The sequence below is a fragment of the Alteromonas sp. 4NH20-0056 genome (assembly GCF_057539655.1).
Genome location: NZ_BAAJLS010000005.1, coordinates 126,697 through 148,920 on the forward strand (window position 1 = coordinate 126,697; position 22,224 = coordinate 148,920).

The 22,224-nt window shown below is 41.7% G+C and carries 20 protein-coding genes and 1 pseudogene; 11 read left to right on the forward strand and 10 right to left on the reverse strand.

Translation table 11 applies throughout. The features are described from left to right. Nucleotides 1-242 precede the first annotated feature (242 nt). Nucleotides 243-872, forward strand: a complete 630-nt coding sequence (locus AC27EZ_RS11070; protein WP_487135368.1) for a DNA-binding protein — start codon at nt 243-245, stop codon at nt 870-872. Between the two features lie 230 nt (nt 873-1,102). Here the strand turns inward: AC27EZ_RS11070 and AC27EZ_RS11075 are convergent, their stop codons facing one another. From AC27EZ_RS11075 to AC27EZ_RS11095, 5 genes are read right to left on the reverse strand one after another with little or no spacing between them, the layout of a single operon-like run. Beyond that, nucleotides 1,103-2,446, reverse strand: a complete 1,344-nt coding sequence (locus tag AC27EZ_RS11075; RefSeq protein ID WP_487135369.1) for a tyrosine-type recombinase/integrase — start codon at nt 2,444-2,446, stop codon at nt 1,103-1,105. 11 nt (nt 2,447-2,457) lie between these two features. Next, on the reverse strand, nt 2,458-2,994 hold the full coding sequence (locus tag AC27EZ_RS11080; RefSeq protein WP_487135370.1) for a hypothetical protein: 537 nt from the start codon (nt 2,992-2,994) through the stop codon (nt 2,458-2,460). A 1-nt stretch (nt 2,995) separates the two neighbouring features. Beyond that, complete coding sequence (locus AC27EZ_RS11085; RefSeq protein WP_421131499.1) at nt 2,996-5,017, reverse strand: site-specific integrase; 2,022 nt, start codon at nt 5,015-5,017, stop codon at nt 2,996-2,998. 3 nt (nt 5,018-5,020) lie between these two features. Further along, complete coding sequence (locus AC27EZ_RS11090) at nt 5,021-6,232, reverse strand: hypothetical protein (RefSeq protein WP_487135371.1); 1,212 nt, start codon at nt 6,230-6,232, stop codon at nt 5,021-5,023. After that, complete coding sequence (locus tag AC27EZ_RS11095) at nt 6,127-7,188, reverse strand: hypothetical protein (protein ID WP_487135372.1); 1,062 nt, start codon at nt 7,186-7,188, stop codon at nt 6,127-6,129. Before AC27EZ_RS11095 ends, AC27EZ_RS11090 begins: the two co-directional genes overlap by 106 nt. Nucleotides 7,189-7,296: 108 nt before the next feature. Here AC27EZ_RS11095 and ligA point away from each other — a divergent pair. Then, nucleotides 7,297-8,307, forward strand: a pseudogene (gene ligA, locus AC27EZ_RS11100) (NAD-dependent DNA ligase LigA); the annotation flags it as partial. 38 nt (nt 8,308-8,345) lie between these two features. Here the strand turns inward: ligA and AC27EZ_RS11105 are convergent. Beyond that, nucleotides 8,346-8,879, reverse strand: coding sequence for a DUF2062 domain-containing protein (locus AC27EZ_RS11105; RefSeq protein WP_487135373.1), 534 nt, complete (start codon nt 8,877-8,879; stop codon nt 8,346-8,348). Between the two features lie 66 nt (nt 8,880-8,945). Here AC27EZ_RS11105 and AC27EZ_RS11110 point away from each other — a divergent pair, with 66 nt between their 5' ends. From AC27EZ_RS11110 to AC27EZ_RS11135, 6 genes are all read left to right on the forward strand, one after another. Then, nucleotides 8,946-11,399: a DNA internalization-related competence protein ComEC/Rec2 gene (locus AC27EZ_RS11110; RefSeq protein WP_487135374.1), complete on the forward strand. Its 2,454-nt coding sequence runs from the start codon at nt 8,946-8,948 to the stop codon at nt 11,397-11,399. Nucleotides 11,400-11,558: 159 nt separating this feature from the next. Then, entirely contained in the window at nt 11,559-13,304 is a 1,746-nt protein-coding gene (msbA, locus tag AC27EZ_RS11115) for a lipid A export permease/ATP-binding protein MsbA (protein ID WP_487135375.1), read from the forward strand. Beyond that, nucleotides 13,305-14,327, forward strand: a complete 1,023-nt coding sequence (gene lpxK, locus AC27EZ_RS11120; protein ID WP_487135376.1) for a tetraacyldisaccharide 4'-kinase — start codon at nt 13,305-13,307, stop codon at nt 14,325-14,327. Between the two features lie 6 nt (nt 14,328-14,333). After that, nucleotides 14,334-14,525 (forward strand): Trm112 family protein, encoded by a 192-nt coding sequence (locus tag AC27EZ_RS11125; protein WP_487135377.1) that lies wholly within the window; start codon nt 14,334-14,336, stop codon nt 14,523-14,525. An 8-nt stretch (nt 14,526-14,533) separates the two neighbouring features. Then, on the forward strand, nt 14,534-15,283 hold the full coding sequence (kdsB, locus tag AC27EZ_RS11130) for a 3-deoxy-manno-octulosonate cytidylyltransferase (protein ID WP_487135378.1): 750 nt from the start codon (nt 14,534-14,536) through the stop codon (nt 15,281-15,283). A gap of 91 nt (nt 15,284-15,374) precedes the next feature. Beyond that, entirely contained in the window at nt 15,375-16,034 is a 660-nt protein-coding gene (locus AC27EZ_RS11135; RefSeq protein ID WP_487135379.1) for an SDR family oxidoreductase, read from the forward strand. Nucleotides 16,035-16,089: 55 nt separating this feature from the next. On the opposite strand, the gene rimO is transcribed toward AC27EZ_RS11135, so the two are convergent. Beyond that, on the reverse strand, nt 16,090-17,517 hold the full coding sequence (gene rimO, locus AC27EZ_RS11140) for a 30S ribosomal protein S12 methylthiotransferase RimO (protein WP_487135380.1): 1,428 nt from the start codon (nt 17,515-17,517) through the stop codon (nt 16,090-16,092). A 217-nt stretch (nt 17,518-17,734) separates the two neighbouring features. Here rimO and AC27EZ_RS11145 point away from each other — a divergent pair, with 217 nt between their 5' ends. Further along, a complete protein-coding gene (locus AC27EZ_RS11145; RefSeq protein ID WP_487135381.1) occupies nt 17,735-18,232 on the forward strand; it encodes a DUF2919 family protein in 498 nt (165 codons plus the stop codon). A gap of 92 nt (nt 18,233-18,324) precedes the next feature. Here AC27EZ_RS11145 and AC27EZ_RS11150 read toward each other — a convergent pair whose 3' ends face one another. Together AC27EZ_RS11150 and tcdA are read right to left on the reverse strand one after the other, a co-directional pair. Next, nucleotides 18,325-18,732, reverse strand: coding sequence for a hypothetical protein (locus tag AC27EZ_RS11150; RefSeq protein ID WP_487135382.1), 408 nt, complete (start codon nt 18,730-18,732; stop codon nt 18,325-18,327). Nucleotides 18,733-18,799: 67 nt separating this feature from the next. After that, nucleotides 18,800-19,576: a tRNA cyclic N6-threonylcarbamoyladenosine(37) synthase TcdA gene (tcdA, locus tag AC27EZ_RS11155; protein ID WP_487135383.1), complete on the reverse strand. Its 777-nt coding sequence runs from the start codon at nt 19,574-19,576 to the stop codon at nt 18,800-18,802. 257 nt (nt 19,577-19,833) lie between these two features. On the opposite strand from tcdA, the gene AC27EZ_RS11160 reads away from it, so the two are divergent. Further along, the gene (locus AC27EZ_RS11160) at nt 19,834-20,787 is read left to right on the forward strand and encodes a glutathione S-transferase family protein (protein ID WP_487135384.1); all 954 of its coding nucleotides are present in this window, start codon (nt 19,834-19,836) and stop codon (nt 20,785-20,787) included. Between the two features lie 4 nt (nt 20,788-20,791). Then, the gene (locus tag AC27EZ_RS11165) at nt 20,792-21,622 is read left to right on the forward strand and encodes a pirin family protein (protein WP_487135385.1); all 831 of its coding nucleotides are present in this window, start codon (nt 20,792-20,794) and stop codon (nt 21,620-21,622) included. Between the two features lie 73 nt (nt 21,623-21,695). Here AC27EZ_RS11165 and AC27EZ_RS11170 read toward each other — a convergent pair whose 3' ends face one another. Then, a complete protein-coding gene (locus tag AC27EZ_RS11170) occupies nt 21,696-22,118 on the reverse strand; it encodes a DUF3429 domain-containing protein (protein WP_421131484.1) in 423 nt (140 codons plus the stop codon). Nucleotides 22,119-22,224 lie beyond the last annotated feature (106 nt).

A 22,224-nucleotide genomic window follows, 5' to 3' on the forward strand; every position in this document is an offset into this window, starting at 1 on the left:
TTCAGTAAATACGATTTGACTATTTAGGTCAATACGGCGAGTAACAGATTTTCTGACTTTAATAGCTTTGTTTAAAACATGCAAAGTCTCCTTTAAAAAACGCTTTTTTTTCATCTTGAGCGCAGTTAATTAGATGCACTTGCTTTGCTGTAATTGCTTTATGAAAGAACACTTGTATTATTTTAATAAGTTAATATACTTAAATAAGTTAAATAACTTATTTAAAGTGAGGGAGATTTTATATGGGCAGAGTTGCGGAGTTTTCAGATGACGAGATCATTGAGGCAGGAAACCAACTGCTGAACTCTAATAAGGTTGTGACTCCTTTTGGGATTAGGCAAATCATAGGAGGAGGGAGTGCCGCTCGCATAAAGATGGTATGGAACTCTGAGCTCGAAAGAAGAAGTAATGAAGTTTCACAAAATGATTTAGATAATCAAATAGAACTACCGGCTGAATTGCAGGATTCACTTGAAAAAAGTATACAAGCAATAACGAACCAACTTACAAAAGCGGCAAAGGATAATTATCAGGTAGCGATCGAAGTTGCAGAAAGCAGGGTGGCTTCTGTCATAAAGAAACATGAAGAGAAATTTGAGGAGTTTCAACAGTCGGAGCTCGAAGCATTTCAAGCAGTTGATGCTGCTGACAAGTTAAATGAAAATTTAAAGAGTGAATTATCGACTTTAGAAAAAATAAACGATGACCTGAGGCAAGAAAGTGCTAAGTTTTCAGGCCTTGTGGAGTCGCTAACTTCTCGGTTGGAATATCTGGATTCGAAGTTGGATTCTAAAGAGACTGAGCTAATGAAGCTTGTAAGAGAGAATGCTGAGTTGAAAGGGAAGTTTGAAACCACTAACTTGGATAAGTGATATTTTATTAGAAGGGGTAAGAACTGAACACTGGGACCTAAAATTAGTTGTTGCACGCAATACTGGCAAATGCTTTTTTAAACCCAGCTTTGATATAAGTCGTTAAATCAGATAGTAAAAATATTTTATGACAGCACGTAATTGCTGGAAACGATTGTAGTGGTCTTAGTAGAAAGATTATTGAGCGTGAAGTGCGGTAACTTGTAATAGTGCAATCACACTAAGACAACTTATAAATCGAATTTTGCAATCTCGTCAATGTTAATCAATAACGATTGAATCGCTTCAGTTTCATCGATTTGTTTCGCTTTCAAGGACCTACTAATATTTATCATTCTTGTTATTCTAATTCTGATCTGGGACGACATTTCAAGTAAAACACTATCTAGCTGAGTTGATTCATGATTCAGTTCAGAAGCTAAATGGACATATCTTGCCATAGTTGCATTCGAAGCATGCATTGTGACTTTTCGACATGCTGTAGCAGCAACACTTAAAATATTATTAAAGCTACCTGATGCTGCTAGTTTCTTAATCGCCTTTGCTACATTCATTGTAATAAATCTGTGTCGGAAAGAGTGATTCGTGACATGACGCAACTCTTCCCTATACTTACTAGCATTAATTACTTTTTTTGCATAGTTTTTTAGATAAGATTTTGCCAATGGTTTGCCACTTCGTGCATCAACAAAAATGGCGTCATGGTTTTGGTTGGGAAATGTGTTTTCGACTAACTTTAAGTAATATATTATGATCTGTAAGTCATCACCTGTGACTTCTACTTCTCTGTTTTTACCTTTATATTTACCTTTTAGAATCGGAATATTTCTTAATACACACTTCTTGGCGTTCAGGAGCGCCTTAGAAGCGTTTTCAACTGAAGATTTTGTTATCTGGTGAACTTCACTTATTCTTGCCCCAGTAATCTCCAGTAGTGTGGAGAAGGCTTGCCATCTGTATATTAAAAAATCATTAAGCTCTGGGTGATACGTGCTTTCATTAATGGCATCCAACCATAAAATAAATTCATGATCGTGAATATACTCTACGTCCACGGTAATGCTAATCAACCCCGCAAATGATACATGATCTACATAAGTTATTTCTCTATTACCTGCTTTAAACTTCTTTTCAGAGTAATGAACACTGTATGCTCTCACCGTGTCTTTTTCTTCAGTTGCTAGTTTCCAGTGGGGATTTTCATCAGATAAAAATATAACGTAACCCAAAGCGACTCTGGCGTGCGTTAATACTGTTTCATCGGCAATCTTTCGATCTTTTAATACGCCTATGAATTGATATAACGCCGAATCATTAATGTCGGATAGAGAAATTTTTTTATCTTCAAGGAAAGAACAAAATATATTTAGGCTATAAGCTTTCTTTGTAACCGTCGGTGCTAACGGCTTAATATTAAATATTTGAGCGCCTCCGCCCAATTTGGTTAGGTAAGCATTGGCGTGCCAATCTATGCCACCGCCTTTCTTCATTATTAAGGACAGCGAGCAATCATGTTTTTCATTTCTGCGCTGACTGGTTATAAGGAAATCAAGGCAGGGTGATTTAGCCGTCATGACATATGACATTACTTTATCAAAGCCAATCTGTTATTTCCTAGAATACGAGCCTGATCCAAAATCAGTTTTCTATAAGCTTTGTCTATTTGTTCGTCCTCTCTACAATTATCTAAAAGTTGCATGTATGCCCTGTAAACTTCTGCAAGTGCAGATTTTAAGTCTTCATTTTCTCTTTTCAACTCATTAATATCATGGGTTGTTAAGCGAGTCTTTTTCGTCGCAACGTTTTTATTTTTGTTTGCTTCTGATTTTTTAAGCCTTACATTAAGGTCTTCAATAGCAACTGATAATTCGCGTAAAGCTAATGCGTTGTGCTCTGTCATTGAAGAGTTGTAAGAATACCTTATTACGCCTAATGAGTCGTCGTGCCACTTATTTACCATTGTCTTAGTGATGGTGGATTTACTGGTCGTTAAGCTATCGGGAATCTCATCATAATGTTTTATGCTATTGAGGATTTCACTTTTACGAATCATTGATTCAGTGATCATTTTTTTTTTCAAAATTACAGATTGAGAAGTTTGCCCTTTTTGAAATTTCGCCACGTCAATATGCCTCTCTTTTCTGAAAATAAAAAAACACAGCATTTCCTTCAATTCGATGAAATCGAACTGTCTCACCAGTATTTTTTTTATGCTCATCGATCAAATCTCTTACTAAAGGTTCAATTACCAGAGATGTTTTTGCTTTTTTACGAGCTGTATTTACAATATTTGTTACGCTTGAATCACCCAGTATCGCCTTACCAAGAGAAGCACCAATCCTTGCAATTGTTATTTCTGCTTCGTCGATCCACTCGGAACTTGGCGATACTTCTGCGTAGTGAAAAGTTTGCTCTAGGTCAGCGTGCCCCAAAAACCAGGACAATTCTTCTAACCCTGTATTGTCAGTCATGTTGAAATACAGTACAGCAAACGTTCGTCGGTATTGGTGACTTCTTGGATACCATCGTTTTCCATTAATTAAGGGAGAGGAACTCCAGTCTGCAAACAAGTCTAAGCAACCATTTATATAATCACCGCTGAGAGGGGTAACACGCGATTGAGCAAATTCTGATGTATAGGCTTTAAAAGACGTGTGTGACAAAAAACCACCAAATAAGAACTGTTCGTTTTCATCTACAATAAAGCCTCTTCTCTCTTCTAGAACATTATTTAAAAGTGCAAACTCTAAGCCATAGTCGAATATCAAGTCTGGTATTGGGCGGTGAACATCTTCAAGTTCAATACGTTCAGAAGTTTTTGGAATTCTTAAGACTAAATCGAAAAGTCCATCAATAGGCGATTGAACAAAGCAGTTCCGTTTTAAACTTCTCATAGACGTAACTCTACTAGCAACAAAACCAGCTACTAGTATGTAGATTGAGGCTACATATAACCTTAGCGCAACGGCCATGGACATTTCTCGTCTAAATTGGCTGAAGCACACCAAATTGTCGTCACACCACGACGTAATATTCAGTTCTTTTAATACATCTGGCAAAGGTGTTTCTTTAAACACTTCCTCTTGTAATGATGAGCTTGAGCGGTAAACGTCGCTGTTATCTACTTTTTTAAGCTCATTTTTCGCAAGAACGGATAAATGCTGGCGGATAGCATAACCATACTTCCTAGCAAATTTAAGGCTCGTTGAAATAGAGTGCAGGTAATTAGATGTAGGCATTATGGGTGTTTTTATTGATTGTCTCATGCTATCAAACAGAGTTTCACCATTGCTAAATAATGCTGCGGGTGAGTGAACAAATTTATATTTTTGAGATGCCCTTGCCGTGTAGACCGCCTCAAGCAAAGATATTGTGTTTGATATGGTCTTTTTTGAAGGTTGTAAATCTGTGTCCACATCGAAATCTATTGTATTCGCAGGTTGAAATTCACGAACCTTTTTGGGTTGGTTCCATTTCTTTGTCACTGAGTGGTCTTCTTGATAAGAACTCTTATCGTTTTTAAGTGGGTTACTCTTATAATGTTTTTTCAAAGAGTGCTGCAATGACATTAGTGATCTTGTTGTTAAGTTAAGCTCATTTTTTATTTTAATCCAGTCGATTCTTGAAGATGAACCAGAGTTCAAATCTATGATTTTAAGGGCGGCAGCAAATACATGAGGCTGTGTATTATAGTCCATAATAAAATCTTTAAGCTCGTCTAATTTAATTTGATCTAGTCCCCGCACAAGCAATTTTGATTTTTTTTGCCGAACCTCATTAGCATGTTTAATTAAGTCTGTAATGGCGACCAGAATGTGTTTAGCTCTTAATGGTCGTGTCATTTTTCCTCGTGCGTCCAAGTATAATAAGCTGTGCATAATGTCTTTTAATAAAGGTTCATTAATTGCATCAGTCAAATATTCCACGTCAGAAATCTTTCTTTTAAAATTTATCTTTAGTGCTTTGTTTTTATTCTTACGATAGTAGTCAATATCTATAGCCACTTTTGAAGCTAACCATTCTTGGTCGTAAACATTGTCATTTAATAGCCATCTGGGCATTTCGTATTCAAACTTTTCTGCGGAATCAACCAATTTGGAAAAGTCAACAAAATCATCGTCTTTTAAATTTGCACTTTCACTCATGTTTTATTTAACCTCGCATTTTTGCACTGCAAGTTGAGCAGTTCGGAGCATTTGTTTCATTATGACAGTGCTTTCGGATATTGCTGAAACAGCAGTGACACATTGCTCCTTAAGTATCGGATCACGACCAGTTTTAATATAGATAAGGGCGGTTTTTATGTTGTCGATAGAAACACAAAAATACAGTTCTTCATTCTGGGTATTTTCATCATTCGGGTTTTTAAGTTTGTCGTACAAATTACCACCCATATCTTCATTGTTAAAAGCAACTTCAAGCTGAGACTTTAATTCCTTCTCACTCATATTAAGGGCGTCTGAGGGCGAATCTTCTAAACCAATCGCCATGTATAGCAATATATTTTGAAACGCTCTAATTTTAATTCTATAGATTAGCTCTGATAGATAATGAGGAATGTACCTATTTAAGGTTGTTTCGACTTGATTACCTAAGTAATTTGCGGTTCTCAATGCATCCCCTCTTGATTGAAGGAATATTAACACCCCTTTGGAACCTCTTATTTTTTTTAATGTTGAGTGTTGTAAGGCCTTGTTTTCAACGGGTAGGCTCGTTTTCATTTTGTTGAAGTTATCTTGAAATGCACTGTCTGAAACATGTTGCACCCCATTTGCTGTCCGAATTATCCAAAGCTTCCTAATTTCGCTTGACTCTCTGGCTCTACTTGTCATTTCTAAAGCCATTTTCAGACAAGTAGCAGCATCTATATCTGAAATCTCTATCTGTGAGAGTAAGACGGGGCCTCCTTTAGCTTTTCTTGTTTTTGATTGTTTTGCGCGTTTTTTTAAAGCGCGAAGTCGGACAGAACCTTCATCAGTAATTTGAACAAACTCTCTACCAACCCCGTCAGATGATATTGAGATATCGTAGAGAGAAAATGGATTAATGCCAATTTCTTCCACGATAATCGTTTGCATAGCTGAAGCTACTTCTATGGTTAGTCCCAAATATCTGTTTACAGAATTACTTACTTTGTAAGGGCTATTTGGGTCATTGGTTCCACCTGAGATATAAAACTCATAATTGCTGTCATAATACGCAACTCGTTTAGATGTTAAAAAGTCAGATATGTTGTTTTCTGGCCAAATCGCGCTTAATTTAGTTTGAAACTTGGGAGCAAGCTCATCTTCGACATGAATGTGTTTACCTGTATGTTGTTCAATGAAACTTTTATATTGAGTAATAACTTCGGTTCCCAAATAATATTTTTTGCTACATCGGTTAAACACGCAAGATTCGTATCGATTTCTTTTTTCAATTGTTCGAGAAATCGAGGCGTATCTTTAGTAAAAGATGTACTGTTCAAATCGTATAAATCTAAGTTAGAAATTAAGGGATTGTTTGCACGCAATGTTTGATTACGCCATGACCCCTTATAGTTGTCAGGCAGGTCTATTTGGCTGTCTAGTAGTCCTTGTTCCATTAGTGTTCTTATTGCTTTACTAATAATGTGGAAATGCAAATAAGCTGTATTTCTTTGATACCGATCAAGCAGGTTCGCCCGGAACTTAATTAATTCATTTTGTAAAACCAACGGATGATTATACCAATTAGGCTTATCTGTAGTTATACCGTTAAGAAAATCTGATAATTGGGCTATTATCCTCTGCCTTGTTTTCTTCTTGTATGCCATCGCGTGATTTATCAGAGCGCCTGAGATTTCAGGGCTACATGTTTTATTCAGGACTTCTTTAAATACTTCAATTTTAGGATTTACATGCAGGAATCCTAATTGAATTTTTCTAGGGATTGCTTGCTTTTTAAGTTCTTCATAAGTCATTTTGGGGATAGCAACACTGAGAAAAGAGAGATCTTCTTTTGAAAAAGTTACCCAAGGTATATGACCACGCTCTATCAATTTAATAATATGCGTTTTAAGTGATGTAAAGTTTTTATATGCAGTAGGTTTAGCAAGTCGCTGGCTTAAATCTATAGCTATAAGTTTCAAACAATAAGTTAAGTCCTTTCTGCCACTAGATAGCAATACAGGGCAGAGGATATTGCTATATGCAACAAGATTTTTTGATATTCTCATGATTTGGTCGTAGTTTTTTTCTTCGAACAGTTCAACCGTGCCATCGTGTATAGACTCTCCATAATGGGTTTTGATAAAGGCAAATTTTTCATCTAAGCTCATTGTCGTATCCATTTGCATATACCTACCTGAATATGTTCAAATAGAGGAGGGTATTGTGTTTTGTATATAAAGTCTAATATAGTAAGAGCCTCTCTAATTGAAATTAGGTTGGTTTGGTGACACTTTGCAGTCACGCCCGTTGCGAGGTTAGAGCCCGTATTCGTTGGTGGGGTAACCGTATCGAATGCGACGCTACATAACCAAGATGAAATAGCACGTTTGGGCGTTAAAATTGGTGATACGGTTGTTATCCGTCGCGCTGGGGACGTTATTCCACAAGTAGTTTCAGTAGTGGAAGCCAATCGAGACGGTACCGAAAAAGACGTTTCGTTTCCAAGCCAATGCCCTGTTTGCGATTCGAAGGTAGAAAAGTTAGAAGACGAAGCGGTTGCGCGGTGTACTGGTGGGCTTATTTGTGCTGCACAACGAAAGCAGGCACTGAAGCATTTTGCATCGAGAAAGGCATTTGATATTGATGGCTTAGGCGATAAATTGGTTGAGCAGCTTGTTGATGCAGATATTGTGCATAGTCCTGCTGACTTCTTTACTTTATCTCTCAATAAGTTGATAGGGCTTGAGCGCATGGCTGAAAAGTCTGCAACGAAATTACTTTCGGCATTAGAAGTAGCAAAACACACCACACTTGCAAAGTTTCTGTATGCGCTTGGTATTCGTGAAGTCGGAGAGGCGACGGCATCAAACCTCGCGTTTCATTTTAAAACGTTAGACGGTGTGCGATCAGCGTCGCTTGATGCGCTTCTTGATGTACAGGACGTCGGTACTATTGTTGCAGAGCACATCGTAAACTTTTTCAAAGAGTCTCATAATACGGATGTAATTGATGCACTATTGCAAGCGGGCGTGCACTGGCCAGAGATTGAAGCAAAAGACGAGGGCAACCTTCCTCTTGAAGGAAAAACCTGTGTTATAACCGGCACGCTTAGTGAGATGGGCCGTGCAGAGGCGAAAGATAAGTTACAATCGCTTGGTGCGAAAGTAGCCGGTAGCATATCGAAAAATACTGACTTTTTGGTTGCGGGCGAAAAAGCAGGGTCAAAATTAACGAAAGCACAAGACTTAGGCGTAGATGTCTGGGATGAAGCTGCGCTGATAGCGTTTCTTGCTGATAACGCATAGTCAATGGAATAAAAAAAAGGTGCACTCTGCACCTTTTTTTATTGTTTACTTTTACGCTTTTGTCGCTCGACTTTTCTGCGCTCCCACGCCTTTCGAACATTGAAACGCCATACTGCATTTAGTCCAAAATAGCCTGCAATTCCAAAAAATGTTGAACATATCAAACACCCAACCAAGAAAGCCGGCCCGATAGTGGTCAGGCTTTCAATCATCCATTGCCAACTGAATTGAAATTCAAAATGTTCAGGTTTGGTCCCAAGTACAGTAGTTCCTACTTTATAAGCTCCGTAGAATATGGGCGGAATAGTAAACGGGTTGGTAACCCATACTGTCGCTACCGATAGCGGAAGGTTTGCTCTAAAAGGAATAGCAGCGCCTGCCGAAAGCCACATTTGGAATGGCACAGGCCAAAAAGCGAAAAATAGTCCAATACCAAACGCGCCAGCAGCAGAGCGGCGGTTTAAGTGCCATAGATTAGGCTCGTGCAGCACACTACCAAAAATGCGAAGGGCGCGATTCTGTTTTATCGACTGGTGGTCGGGAAGAAAGCGTCTAATAAATTTCTTTGGCATATACCTAATTCGTTTTCTCTAAACTCATTGGACCGTTAATCGTTCCGATAGCCTGGAACGCTTTACATGGGTAATAATATAATAACGTGGTGCGCTTTTTTTTGCGTTGGCGCAATATCCGGTCAATTTTGGCCCGTTCTACCTTCTCACGGGGTGTTGTTTATATTAATCAGCACCGCAGTCGCACTGTTAGTGCTTGCAGTTAGCGCCACTACGCTGACGATCAGGTTACGTGGCCTGACTATATCAATAAAGCGCATTATCTCCGTAAAAACGCCTCTTAATCTTAATTGCTACGGCCTTTCTCCCGATAAAGTTCCAAAAAGATTGCTTTACGCAGTATCGGGCATCTGTGCTGGCATCGTATGGATGGCGAGTTTAGGGTATTTCCACCAGTCTTGGCAACTAACACCGGCAAATATTCAACAAGATGTCATTATTAAAGGGCAAGTTATCCGCGGGGGCTGTATAACGGATAACCAAGCCACTGATTCACTCGCTTCACACCGCGCCTATCGATATGACATTAGTACCTCACACATAAAAAATAACCCCTTAGAGAAAAAAGTCCTGATAAGTGTCTACGCTCATGAACCTTCGCTATGCTTCCACAACGGCGATATTGTTACTGCAGTGGTTAAGCTTAGGCCTGCTTATGGTCGTTTAAACCCCTATGATGTCAATGCCCAAAAACGTTACTTTTCTAAAGGAATAGTGGCTATAGGTTATATAAAGAAACACAGTAGTACGGTTGTTCAACATGTGCATAGTGTAAGGTACAACATAGCAACCTATGTTCACCAATTGTCGCTGACTAATCAAGCCTGGTTTCTGGCTTTGTTGCTAGGCGAACGGGCCGAGTTCACCGCTGAAGATTGGGCGCTTTTACAGCGCACTGGAACGGCGCATGTTTTTAGTATTTCGGGAATGCATTTAGCGATTGTAGCGGCTGCAGTTATGGTTGTTTCGAGTGTTGCTCTATGGCTAATTCAATCCATTTTTGGAGCACGCAAGCCTATTACTAATGCCCGGTATGTGGTGTTATCCGTCTTAATAGTTAGTGCGTTTTTTTATGCCCTGCTTAGCGGTGGAGCACTACCGGTCTTTCGAGCCTTCATCCTCTTATTTATCGCGTGTATTCTGATGTGCGTTGCGCGCGTGTGGCGAGTGGCCCATATCGGCATCATGATGACGACGGCATGCGTTATATTTATGCCTTTCTCTATTTATCAATCAAGCTTCTATTTAAGTATCAGTGCAGTTGTGGCAATTTGGTTTTTGGCTTGGCGTTTTCAGTTAGGTAATAAGCCATGGTATTCGTGTTTATTTTATATTCAAATTGGCCTGTCGCTAATGTTAAGCGCAATCACATTATGTTGGTTTGGTCAGGTAAGCACAGTAGGGGTAATTGTTAACCTACTTGTTTTACCTATCGTTACCTTGGCATTACCGGTTGTGTTTGTTATCTGTTTACTGGGTTATGTTTGTAACGGCATGATTGTTGGCGCATGGCTTAACACAATGTTGCAATACTGTGATGAGGGCTTCTCATTGATGTTGTCGCTTCTTCACTCATTGAGCGCCTTTTCTCACGCAATGATTAGCGCACAGTATTCAAATATACAGGCTGTATGTTTTTTGGTTACCTGTGTTATTGGTGTATTGCCATATTGGCGTGGAAAGTATTACAGCGTATTTTTGTTAACCGGGGCGCTATGTATTTCTTTTATGGCTATGCCCTATACTAATGCTCGGTGGTATTTGCATGTATTCGATGTGGGTCAAGGGACAGCCATGGTGATCACAAAAGGGCGTCGGGCTATTGTGGTAGATACCGGCCCATCCTATAACGACAATGCACCTATTGTGACTAACGTCATCCCTAAATTATTGAGCCAGTATGGCGTGAGCCATATTGATCATGTTGTGCATAGTCATAGTGACAACGATCACGCAGGAGGGCGAAAAGCGCTAACCCAGTGGTTAAATTACATGAGGTATAAGCCACAATGGTATTCTCCGTCGAAAGGGTGTGAGCGTGGTAAAAACATTGATTGGGAGGGACTAACGTTGGCTTTCTTGTGGCCACGAAAAGGCAATGAGCTTGATAGCAATAACACCTCGTGCGTATTACGTATCACCGATGGTAGAAACACGTTATTGCTTCCCGGTGACATTGAACGAAGCGCTGAATATGCGCTGCTTCAAAGAGAGCAAACCATGTTAGCCGACGTCGTCGTTGCGCCTCATCACGGTAGCCTTACTTCTTCAACAAATATTTGGGTTAAACGGGTAAAGCCTCATACTGTTATCTACACCCAAGGGTTTGAAAACAGGTGGAAGTTTCCTAACAAGAACGTGTATGAGCGTTATAAACGCCATGGAGCCAAGCAATACCTATCCAGTGAGCAAGGGTATATTAGGGTCGAATTCACGCAAAAAGGCCATATAACCACAACAATGAGATCTAAAATTCTGCGGCGGTGGTTTTTAACGCCGCGTGCTCCACGACACATTTAATTGCAAGTAAAAACCTCAACACATGAGGCAGATTGGTTGTCTACGGGTCACAACAAATGATGTTTGTGTATACAATACGTAGCCATATTAGGGAATTAGTGAAACTCCTTGTACAATACACAAGGTAAAGTAAGTATTTTTCATAGGTAAGAAAGGTTTATGAACCAAACCGATATATCAGAATCGCTGATAAAACGTTTTTTGCGTTATTTACATGACTTCAAGATGCCATTTTTCGCTGCCATTGTTGGTATGATTGGCTATTCAGCGGTTGATACATTTGTATTTGCACAACTTCAGCCAATGATTGACGAGTCTTTAGGCAACAACGATCAAGCATATTTGAGGTTGGCAGCCTATGCCATTATTCCGTTGTTCATACTGCGCGGCGTGTTTAACTTTTTAGGAACATACACACTTACTTGGATAGGTTCACAAGTGGTCATGCGTATGAGACAGCAGTTGTTTGAAAAATACATTCATTTACCTGTCTCCTTCCACGACACTCACTCGGTTGGAAGCCTTATCAGTAAAGTAACCTATGATACTGAACAAGTCGCCAATGCATCGAGTAAAGCGCTGCTTACGTTAATTAGAGAGGGAGCATTGGTTATCGGATTGCTGTCGGTAATGTTTTATTACTCGTGGCAGTTATCACTAGTATTTCTTTTGATTGGGCCCGTCGTTGCCGTAATTGTTTCCTATGTTAGCAAACGGTTTCGCGTGGTAAGCAAAAGCATTCAACATACCATGGGTAACCTTACCTCGGCAGTAGAGCAAGCGGTAAAAGGGCATAAAGTTGTCATTATGTTCGGTGGTCAACATATCGAACAAGAGCGCTTTGCGAGTAAAAATAACCACAATAGACAGCAAACCATGAAGTTGGCAGTTACACGTATTTTAAGCGTATCTTCTATTCAGGTGATTGCTTCTGTCGCCCTTGCCGTCGTGCTGTATATCGCAAGTTCACCAGGCATGCTCGAAAAGCTTAGTGCTGGTGTGTTCATCAATGTTGTGTTTTGCATGGTTATGTTGTTAAAACCGCTTAAACAACTAACTACCATCAATAATGAATTTCAAAAGGGAATGGCAGCGTGTGCCAGCGTATTTGAAATACTGGATTTGGATAATGAAAAAGATAAGGGCGGGCAGAAAATTACCCGTGCTCAGGGTAAATTGGTGTTCGACAACGTTACCTTTACCTATCCTGGTAAACATACGCCGGCGTTAACAGACGTATCATTTGAAGCTAAACCCGGCCAGTCAATTGCGTTGGTGGGGCGCTCAGGAAGCGGTAAATCAACGATTTCATCGCTGCTAACACGTTTTTATTCTCCGCAGCAAGGAAGCATTACGCTCGACGATGTTCCGCTTAATGATATTGACTTAAAGGCCTTAAGGGCACAGTTTGCGCTCGTATCGCAAAATGTCGTACTTTTTAATGACAGTATTGCCAACAATATTGCGTATGGTGCCAAAGACTCAGTAACGCGAGAGCAGATAATGCAAGCGGTTAAAATGGCCCACGTCGAAGAGTTTTTAGGCAATTTACCCGAAGGGCTCGATACAGTAATTGGTGAAAACGGTATTATGCTTTCAGGCGGTCAACGCCAGCGCCTCGCTATTGCGCGCGCCATTCTTGCCGACGCACCAATATTGATTTTAGATGAAGCAACGTCAGCACTTGATACCGAGTCTGAAAAGCTTATTCAAGATGCACTGGAGCAGCTTCAGAAGCGATGCACAAGCATCGTTGTTGCACATCGTCTATCTACTATCGAAAATGCAGACACTATTATGGTGGTAGAACAAGGCAAGATTATTGAAAGCGGTAAGCACAGTGAGTTGCTGGAGAAGGGAGGGCACTACGCACAGTTGCACGCCCTTCAATTCGGAGACAGTTAGTTGAGTGCGCTCACAAAAAAATGGTACGAAGGTCATCCTGTATTTTGGCTTCTGTTTCCATTGACCATTGTATTTTGGGTACTGTCTAGACTTCGTCGAGCGTTATTTACGCTAGGAATAAAGCGTGCCTATCGGGCTGACGTACCAGTGATTGTGGTAGGAAACATCAGCGTTGGGGGCAACGGTAAAACCCCTGTTGTACTGGCACTGTCTGATTATTATCAAGCAAAAGGCCTGCGGGTCGGTATTTTAAGTCGAGGGTATGGCGGTAAGTCGTCTTTCTACCCAAGACAAGTGCTGCCGAATGACATTGCCCATGAGGTTGGTGATGAGCCTCGATTACTTGCTATTCGAAGCGGTGCGGTTGTTGTGATCGATCCTGTTCGCGCTCGGGGAGCGGAATACTTAGTTAAGACGTGTCAATGCGACATTATTATTTGTGACGATGGGCTACAGCATTACGCGCTAGCGCGAGATGCTGAAGTTGTGGTGATGGATGAGCGAATGCTAGGTAGTGGTTTGCTAATGCCAATGGGACCATTACGTGAAGGCAAATGGCGTCTTAGTCAGGTAAACGCCATTGTGCATAATCGCTTGGATGGTAGCACTCCGTTACCCAATGCATTAAACAGTGCCCAATTTACGATGACGCTTACGCCAGGGCACATAACCAATGTATGCGACACGGATCAAAAACTAACTGTTGACGAGTTGAATGTCCGAGTTCCGAACGCTATTGCTGGAATTGGTTCACCGGAACGCTTCTTCAATCAGCTAGAGTCAATGGGTGTGAGGCTTCAGTCAGCGAACGCCTTTCCTGATCATTACGCGTATGAAGCTGATGATATTCCAAAAAATACAGTAATAATGACTGAAAAAGATGCGGTAAAAGTTCAACGCTTTTGCCATCAAGATTGTTGGTTTTTACCGGTAACGGCCACGATAAACCAGCGTTTCTTCGACATAATAGAGACTACACTTTCAGAATGTAGCTTGAATACAAAGGCCAAAGAAAAAGGATAACCACGCGTGCTTGATAAAAAATTGCTAGAAGTTTTAGCGTGTCCAGTTTGTAAAGGTAAGCTAGTGTTGAACGATGACAACTCACAGCTAGTGTGTCGTTTCGACCGCCTTGCCTACGATATAAAAGAAGGGATCCCTGTACTTATTGAAAGTAAGGCACATTCGCTTTCCCTTGATGAAGTTGATGCAACGAGATAGGTCGTCTTATGTCATTTACTGTTGTGATCCCAGCCCGTTATGGCTCTAGTCGTTTCCCTGGCAAACCGTTAGTAGATATTAATGGAAAGCCGATGGTTCAGCATGTTGTAGAGCGAGCTAAAGAAGCGGGTGCTTCCTCTGTTGTCGTTGCCACCGATGATAGACGTATTGCCCAAATAGCCGAACAGTTTACGCTGGTTTGCATGACAAAAGCATCGCATCAGTCAGGCACCGAACGCATCGCAGAAGTCATCGAAAAAAGCGCAATAGACGACGCTGAAATTATCGTAAACGTGCAAGGTGACGAACCCTTTATTCCTGCCGAAAACATCAAACAAGTGGCGGATAACCTTGCAAAGTCTGCGTGTCAAATGGCGACGTTATCGACACCGGTAGTGTGTAACAAAGATGTGTTTAATCCAAATATCGTCAAAGTGGTGGTAAATGCGGCATCGCACGCGCTGTATTTTTCACGTTCAGCGATTCCGTTTGAGCGCAATAGAATGATGGTTGATGCGGAAGATGCTGACATTTCCCTTTATCATCGCCATATAGGTATCTATGCGTATCGTGCTCAGTATATAAAGCAGTATGTGTCGTATCAGCCGTCGGCGCTTGAGCACATCGAGTCACTCGAGCAGCTCAGAGCGCTTTGGTATGGTGACAGCATACATTGCGCGTCGGCTGCTGCTGAGCCTCCAGTAGGTATTGATACGCCAGAGGACTTGTCACGGCTACTTGAGTCGCTAAACGCTTAACAAAACGTTTGTTTTCATCAAGGTAATACAATGAATGGATACGTGGCGTAGCGTTGGGAACCAATACGTTATTACGAATAAGGAGAATGCAATGAATGTAGTAATTACCGGCGGAAATAGAGGCATAGGCCTCGCGCTAGCAAAGCATTATAAAGCCCGCGGCGATAACGTGTATGTTACGTGCCGAAACAGTTGCGATGAACTTAATAGTACAGGCGTAACCGTTATCAAGGGCGTGGATGTCTCGAAACCCGAAAGCTTGGCAGAAACACTGGCACCGTTAAGCGATGTTAATATCGATTTGCTGATTAATAATGCGGGGGTACTAGGGCGTGAAACCATTGATGACTGGGATCCTAATACAATCGATTATCAATTTCGTGTAAATGCACTTGGCCCATTATTAGTGACTCAGGTGTTACTGCCGTCGATGAGCGGTTCAAGTAGAATTGCGATGATCACCAGCCGAATGGGTTCTATGGAAGACAACGGTTCGGGTGGCTACTACGGATACAGAATGTCAAAAGCGGCGTTGAATGCAGTGGGCGTGTCGTTAGCGAATGATTTGCGACCTAGAGGTATTGCCGTGGGGTTGTTTCATCCAGGGTTTGTTCAAACCGAAATGGTTAATGGCAACGGTGACATTGATGCAGATACCTGTGCTGGTTTGCTCGTAATGCGTATCGATGAATTGGCAATTGAAAATACCGGGCGTTTTGTTCACTCAAATGGCGATGTGTTGCCTTGGTGAGCATTAATCAATAAAAGAGCAGATATCTGCTCTTTTATTGAAAAACCATTGTTGGCTAGGCTTGCTCTTCGTCTTGCTCTTCAGACATAACCGCCCAAACATCATGCTCGTTCGCATGGATAACCTCAGCCCAGACGCGGTCGCCGGGTTTAACATCATAAACGCCATTTAAATGTACAAGGCCATCTACTTCAGGCGCATCGGCATAGGTTCTGCCTACAGCACCCTCACTATCGATATAGTCGATAACAACTTGATACTCATTACCGATCCTCGCTTTCAAGCGCGCGGCACTGATCTCGCCTTGCACTTCCATAAATCGCGCTAAACGTTGTTGCTTAACATCTTCTGGTACGGGATCTGGGAGGTCATTCGCTTTTGCACCTTCTACTGGCGAATACGCAAATGCGCCGACTCGATCTAGTTGTGCTTCTCGCAAAAAGTCTAACAACTCTTCAAACTCTTCCTCTGTTTCACCAGGGAAACCAACAATAAACGTTGACCGAATAACAAGCGAGGGGCATTGCTCACGCCATTTTTTTACACGCTCTAACACGCGATCTGCACTACCTGGGCGTTTCATTAATCGCAGAATACGCTTGCTTGCGTGTTGAAACGGGATATCCAAGTAAGGAAGAATTTTTCCTTCATTCATCAATGCGATAAGGTCGTCAACATGAGGGTAGGGGTAAACGTAGTGTAGACGCACCCAAATACCCATTTCACCCAGCTTTTCACAAAGCTGCTGCATATGTGTTTTTACCGGCATGCCGTCCCAAAAACCTGTACGGTGTTTTACGTCAACACCATAAGCACTGGTATCTTGTGAAATAACCAATAACTCTTTAACACCAGCGGCTTTCAAGCGTTTTGCTTCATCAAGTACACTGCCAACCGGCTTGCTCACTAAATCGCCGCGCATAGACGGAATAATACAAAACGTACAACGGTGATTGCAGCCTTCAGAAATTTTTAAATACGCATAATGTCGCGGCGTAAGTTTTACGCCGTGATCAGGAATAAGGTCTTCAAACGGATTAAAGGTTGGTTTAGGCAAGTGTTCGTGAACTTGCTCTACGACACTTTCGTAAGCGTGTGGGCCAGTAATAGCCAACACGTTAGGGTGTACTTCTCGAATTTCGTCTTCTTTTACACCCAGACAACCAGTGACAATGACTTTTCCATTTTCTTTTAATGCTTCACCAATAGTATCAAGAGACTCTTGTACGGCTGCATCGATGAAACCACAGGTGTTTACAATAACGAGGTCGGCATCGTTATACGTGGGGACAACGTCGTATCCTTCCGTTCTTAGTTGCGTAAGGATACGTTCGGAGTCAACTAAATTTTTAGGGCAGCCTAAGCTAACAAAACCTATACGTGCTGCATCAGCATTTTGAGACGTACTACGTTCAGAGGTTAATACCTTTACCGGTGTTTCTAACGTGGTGGTATTATTTGGGGTAAATTTTTCTACAGACATTTTTACGCTACATAACAGTGGATGACGAAATTATATCACTATTATGTTTGCACGCTAACCGCCTTGCCATTAAGAAGACAAAAAACACATAGTAGTAATAGATGAGGTCAGGGTTTTGCTAATAGTCGTTTAATTGTTATTTCGGCCTTTATATTTGTCGATTTGCACCAATTATTTCAATACGACATTGAAACTAACATAAGGTCATCGTCGCCCAATGCTAAAGCTTCCGCTTAAATACTATGATGAATCAGGAAGAATATTGCCACCGCGATGGCTATATGTGTTGTTACTGCTACTTTGCGCTGATTGGGCGCTGTTCATATTTTCGCTAGCGTCACGAAATCAAACAGATGTGCTTTTGAACTTTTTCTACCCACACTCTAAAAGTCTACTGGTAGCCTTAATGACGAGTGTGCCTGCGTTATTATCATTACTGTTACTCAGTCAACGTGAGCGGCTTTGGAAAAAGGGGCTTATTGCATGGCGCCGATGGTTTATTCCATGCTTACTCGTAAGCGTTGGATCACTTTTAATCTCTCAAATCGCATATGCAATAACGCATCATTGGGCCTTCGAGCTTATTACCGCTATTCGCTTAGTCGTGTCAGTTATTGGTTTGTACACTATCGCGAAGAGTCGCCATTTGCGTTGGATGGTGGAGGATTGGGCGCATCCTAACGTGCAAGTCGATAGCAATGAAAACGCTAAGTAGCGAAGGCTAAAAGGGAAAATTCAATTTGATGGGGGGCGCCGCAGACAAAAAACGAACGTTCATCTGCGGCTGCAAAACTTTTGATTGGTTTACTATTGAATATGGTTTTGTGCAGCTTTATCGAAATACGCTTTAACACTGATTTGGCTATCGTTGACTAAACGTTCGTAACAAATACCCGCAAACGCGTAGGAGTTCTCGCCCACCACAAGTAATACGTAAGGCGCTTTGGGATTAGATTGGTCATATATCCACGTGCCACCCAATACGCCTTTTAGTATTTCACCCACATACGCACCAAATATATTACATATCGTAAACACCGCCTCATCTTCTAGCGCTTGGTCATGGTACTTATCGATAAAGCTAAGTAAAACATCATCGACGAGCGCTATACTCTCCACCGACCCATCAAGCGTGATATTAAACTCACTTTTTGCTGCTGAGATCGCGTCGTTCGCACAATCTTGCATTAGTTGATCGAGTTCACCTGGCGACATAAATTTTCCTTTATCAATCTGAGGTTTATTCTTATTTCTCTATTGTGCGCAAGATACCGAGAAAAGTCTATTTTTGACCGGTTAATCTGTTGATCACACTGGCTGCTGCAAACATACCAAAGGTAGCGGTTACTGTCACCACTGCACCAAACCCGCCTGCGCAGTCAAGTCGCGTGCCGTTCTCCATGGCTGACTTATTAAAACAAACACTGCCATCGGGCTGTGGATATCGTAATTGTTCGGTGGAATAAATGCATTCAACTTGAAAACGACGCTTTGGGTTTTTAGAAAAGTTATAGAAGCGCCTTAACTCACTTCTTAACTTTGCCGCGAGAGGGTCCTGTATTGTTTTTGCAAGATCGCCACGTGTTACCTTCGTTGGGTCAACTTGACCGCCAGCGCCGCCGACAGTGACAACGGGAATTTTATTTCGTTTACAGTGGGCTATTATCGCTGCTTTGGCCTTAATGCTGTCAATAGCATCAATAACTGCATCCATGTTACTCGTGAGTAAGGTTTGGACATTTGAAGGGGTGACAAAATCCTCTACGAGGTTAATCGTACACGCTGGGTTTATTTTTCTGATGCGCTCGGCAATCGCCTCAACTTTAGCCACCCCAATCGTATCTGACATGGCATGGATTTGACGATTAGTATTGGTAATACAGACATCATCTAGGTCAATCAATGTTATTTCACCCACGCCAGAGCGGGCAAGGGATTCCGCAGCCCAGCTGCCGACCCCACCAATACCAGCGATAGCGACATGACTTTCGCCTAGCTTATCAAGTGCCTCAGCACCATACAGCCGTGCTATTCCACCGAATCTTTGATCATCGGACATATGCTTGTTTCAACCGTCTCACGTTATGAATTTACAGGTAAAATTTAAGGCGGGAATGATCGCAAATAACCGGAATATTGCAAGTAGAGAAGCATAATACGTGCAATAAACATAAAAACGTCCAATGCCCTTGTCTAGCCATCTAAGCGGCAGTTTCCTAATTAATAGAACAGTAAATCCGAAATTACGCATCTTACGTTTAAGTCATTACGTGCTGTAATAAGGCAATTCAGTAGAGTCGTCATCGGAGAAGGCAAATGGGTTTATTAGTAGATGGAAAATGGCAGGATAAGTGGTACGACACCAAAGATAGTGGCGGTAAATTTGAGCGCCAGGCATCACAGTTTAGACATTCCCTAAGTACAGCAGATGATGCTAAGTATAAGCCTGAGTCAGGGCGCTATCATCTTTATGTATCGTTAGCGTGCCCGTGGGCACACAGAACGCTTATTTTTCGAGAATTAAAAGGCCTCTCCCCTCATATTGATGTCTCTATAGTTCACCCTGAAATGCTCGAGCACGGGTGGGAGTTCGGAGACTATCCTGGCAGTACAAAAGACAAATGTTTTGATTTTGATTATGCCTTCCAGCTTTATACAAAGGTGAAGCATGATATTACCACGAGGGTAACCGTTCCTATTTTGTGGGATACCGTCACAGACACTATTGTGAACAACGAGTCGTCGGATATTATAAGAATATTCAATAGCGACTTTAACGCATTAACCGGTAACGACGTTGATTTCTACCCTCAGTCACTGCGTAGTGAGATTGATGAAATCAACGAGTTGGTGTACCACGCTATAAATAATGGGGTGTATAAGTCGGGTTTCGCAACGACACAGAGTGCCTATGAAGAGGCTGTTCAGGCACTTTTTGATGCACTAGAGACAATAGAAACGCGTTTGGCATCACAGCGGTATCTTGTCTCAGACGTGCTAACTGAGGCGGATTGGCGCTTATTTACCACGCTTATTCGCTTTGACGCGGTCTATCACGGCCACTTTAAATGCAATATAAAACAAATCGCAGATTATCCAAATTTGTACGGTTACATGAAAGAGCTATACCAAATGAACGGTATTGCAGATACCGTAAACTTTGATCACATAAAGCGTCACTACTATTTTAGTCATACCATGATTAACCCTACGCAAGTTATCCCAGTTGGGCCTAAACAGGACCTTATGTCGGCGCACGGAAGAGGGTAGTGTGATGAAAGATAGGCATATCGTTAAAAAGGTGACAGGTATTGCAACTAGCGATGGTGCGGGTGTGTCACTGACCAGAATTATTGGGCAACCTTCGTTGCCCCGACTAGACCCGTTTTTGATGCTAGACTTCTTCGGGTCTGACAAGCCCAATGAATACCTAGCGGGTTTTCCAGCGCATCCGCACAGAGGTTTTCAAACAGTTACTTACATGCTTGATGGGAAAATGCGTCATAAAGACTCTGTGGGGAATGAAGGCGTTATCGAAGCGGGAGGGATCCAATGGATGAACGCTGGTAGAGGTATTATTCACGAGGAGATGCCCGAGCAAGAAGACGGACTGTTAAGAGGTTTTCAATTATGGGTGAACCTTCCATCTGGTGAGAAAATGTCTGCTCCTAACTATCAGGACATAAAGCCACAGGACGTCACCGTTATAGAAAGAGATAATATTACGGTTCGCGTGCTAGCGGGAGAGTACGAGGGACACGTTGGGCCAGTAAAGACAGATGCTGTTGATTCCACATTTTTTGATGTTCACCTGTCTACACAAGGCGCGGTCTTCTCACATCAACTGGCTATACACAACACCGCATTTGTATATGTTTACCAAGGCAGTATAGACAATGGTGGCGAACGGTTAGCATCAGGAGAACTTGGCGTATTCAGTGAGGGCGAATCGTTAGTTGCAACAGCTAACGAAGCGTGTCGGTTTATTGTTGTTGCTGGTAAGCCATTGAATGAGCCTGTGGCGCAATACGGCCCGTTTGTGATGAATACCGAACAAGAAATAATGGAAGCAATAAAAGACTACCAGGCAGGTGTTTTGACCTAACGGCGAGAAGCAACGGTTAACCATAAAAAAATGCAGCAATGAGCTGCATTTTTTATACACCTATTAAGGGGTGTTATGTCACTAAGTAAATCATCCACGCGTGACTCATTACTACGACGGTAGTCAGCATAATTCTGAGGCTTATGTAACTTATAATTTCACCTTTAGGTAACACTAAGGTGAATTTGTCGTACATTAATACGGCCAAGTAGGTCAATGAAAGTACGCCAATCACTTCTGAATGGTGACTGAAAACTAAACATAACCAACCGATGATCGTAGGCAGCATCGCCACATACATTTGAACAGAGTAGTTTTGTTTCAGCATCGCATCCCACCAATGAATACCACCGAAAAATGACAGTAATACGGCAGAATACTGAATAAAATAAAGAGCACTTTCTGACAGCGTTAACACATTAAACAGGTAAGCGGCCGGCATAAAAACAAATGGTATTAAGCCTGCTAGGCCGAGCATTACTGCAGAATAAGGCATAGTGCATTCCTATAAAAAAATAAGCGCGATCATAGACATATGATACCGTAAACGACCAGCAAAGTGTATATACGCTGAGATTATGCCGCTTAGACTACCGTTTTAT

What these genes read in the sequence shown, in the direction of transcription:
- AC27EZ_RS11070 (WP_487135368.1), top strand. Translation starts at nt 243, where the DNA reads ATGGGCAGAGTTGCGGAGTTTTCAGATGACGAGATCATTGAGGCAGGA.
- AC27EZ_RS11075 (WP_487135369.1), bottom strand. Translation starts at nt 2,446, where the DNA reads ATGACGGCTAAATCACCCTGCCTTGATTTCCTTATAACCAGTCAGCGC.
- AC27EZ_RS11085 (WP_421131499.1), bottom strand. Translation starts at nt 5,017, where the DNA reads ATGAGTGAAAGTGCAAATTTAAAAGACGATGATTTTGTTGACTTTTCC.
- AC27EZ_RS11095 (WP_487135372.1), bottom strand. Translation starts at nt 7,188, where the DNA reads ATGCAAATGGATACGACAATGAGCTTAGATGAAAAATTTGCCTTTATC.
- AC27EZ_RS11105 (WP_487135373.1), bottom strand. Translation starts at nt 8,879, where the DNA reads ATGCCAAAGAAATTTATTAGACGCTTTCTTCCCGACCACCAGTCGATA.
- AC27EZ_RS11110 (WP_487135374.1), top strand. Translation starts at nt 8,946, where the DNA reads ATGGGTAATAATATAATAACGTGGTGCGCTTTTTTTTGCGTTGGCGCA.
- msbA (WP_487135375.1), top strand. Translation starts at nt 11,559, where the DNA reads ATGAACCAAACCGATATATCAGAATCGCTGATAAAACGTTTTTTGCGT.
- kdsB (WP_487135378.1), top strand. Translation starts at nt 14,534, where the DNA reads ATGTCATTTACTGTTGTGATCCCAGCCCGTTATGGCTCTAGTCGTTTC.
- AC27EZ_RS11135 (WP_487135379.1), top strand. Translation starts at nt 15,375, where the DNA reads ATGAATGTAGTAATTACCGGCGGAAATAGAGGCATAGGCCTCGCGCTA.
- rimO (WP_487135380.1), bottom strand. Translation starts at nt 17,517, where the DNA reads ATGTCTGTAGAAAAATTTACCCCAAATAATACCACCACGTTAGAAACA.
- AC27EZ_RS11145 (WP_487135381.1), top strand. Translation starts at nt 17,735, where the DNA reads ATGCTAAAGCTTCCGCTTAAATACTATGATGAATCAGGAAGAATATTG.
- AC27EZ_RS11150 (WP_487135382.1), bottom strand. Translation starts at nt 18,732, where the DNA reads ATGTCGCCAGGTGAACTCGATCAACTAATGCAAGATTGTGCGAACGAC.
- tcdA (WP_487135383.1), bottom strand. Translation starts at nt 19,576, where the DNA reads ATGTCCGATGATCAAAGATTCGGTGGAATAGCACGGCTGTATGGTGCT.
- AC27EZ_RS11160 (WP_487135384.1), top strand. Translation starts at nt 19,834, where the DNA reads ATGGGTTTATTAGTAGATGGAAAATGGCAGGATAAGTGGTACGACACC.
- AC27EZ_RS11165 (WP_487135385.1), top strand. Translation starts at nt 20,792, where the DNA reads ATGAAAGATAGGCATATCGTTAAAAAGGTGACAGGTATTGCAACTAGC.
- AC27EZ_RS11170 (WP_421131484.1), bottom strand. Translation starts at nt 22,118, where the DNA reads ATGCCTTATTCTGCAGTAATGCTCGGCCTAGCAGGCTTAATACCATTT.